The 932-nt window shown below is 57.3% G+C and carries 1 protein-coding gene; it reads left to right on the top strand.

Features of this window, described 5'->3' with window-relative positions; translation table 11 throughout:
- Nucleotides 1-932: glycoside hydrolase family 1 protein (locus tag E0L16_RS21935; protein ID WP_131638317.1), on the top strand; the 932-nt coding region annotated here is incomplete at both ends.

The raw sequence follows: 932 nt of genomic DNA, 5'->3' as shown, positions 1-932 counted from the left end.
TTCCCGGATAATTTTTACTGGGGCGGGGCAATTGCCGCAAACCAGGTCGAGGGTGCATGGGACAAGGACGGCAAAGGGGTGTCCACCTCGGACGTTCAGCCCGCAGGTATCTTCGGCGAGGTGGTGGAACGTGACGGGAGCGTCAGCAGCATCAAGGACGTGGCCATCGACTTTTACCACCGCTACCCGGAGGACATTAAACTCTTCAGCGAGATGGGGTTTACCTGCCTGCGCGTTTCCATCGCCTGGGCACGCATCTATCCACAGGGTGATGAGCAGACCCCGAATGAAGCCGGTCTGGCCTACTACGACAGGCTGTTTGACGAGCTTCTGCAGCACGGAATTACGCCGATGGTGACGCTCTCCCACTATGAGATGCCCTGGAATCTGGTGACCCGCTATAACGGCTGGGCTGACCGCAGACTGATTGGTTTTTTCACTGACTACGCCGTCACGGTTTTCGGGCGCTACAGAGAGAAGGTCAAGCTGTGGCTGACCTTCAACGAAATCAACATGTCCCTGCACGCGCCGCTGACCGGAGTGGGCCTGCCTGAAGGCAGCAGTCAGGCTGATATCTATCAGGCTATCCACCATCAGCTGGTCGCCAGTGCCATCGTCGTGGGGCGGTGCCATGACATCATCCCGGATGCAAAAATCGGCAATATGCTCCTGGGGGGCCTGCTTTACCCGCTGACCTGCAAACCGGATGACGTGCTGAAAACGATGAATGAGAACCGCGGCTGGCTGTTCTTTGGCGACGTGCAGTGCCGCGGAGCCTACCCGGGGTACATGCTGCGCTTCTTCCGTGACAATAATATTGTGCTGGATATTACAGAGGAGGACCGCGAGCAGCTGAAGAACAACACCGTGGACTTCATCTCGTTCAGCTATTACAACAGCGGCTGTGCGACAACCGACGAGGACACCATCGA

Source organism: Enterobacter quasihormaechei (genome assembly GCF_004331385.1).
Lineage (GTDB): Bacteria > Pseudomonadota > Gammaproteobacteria > Enterobacterales > Enterobacteriaceae > Enterobacter > Enterobacter quasihormaechei.
The sequence above is the reverse complement of the archived record's forward strand: the minus strand, read 5'-3'. Positions and strand labels throughout refer to the sequence as shown.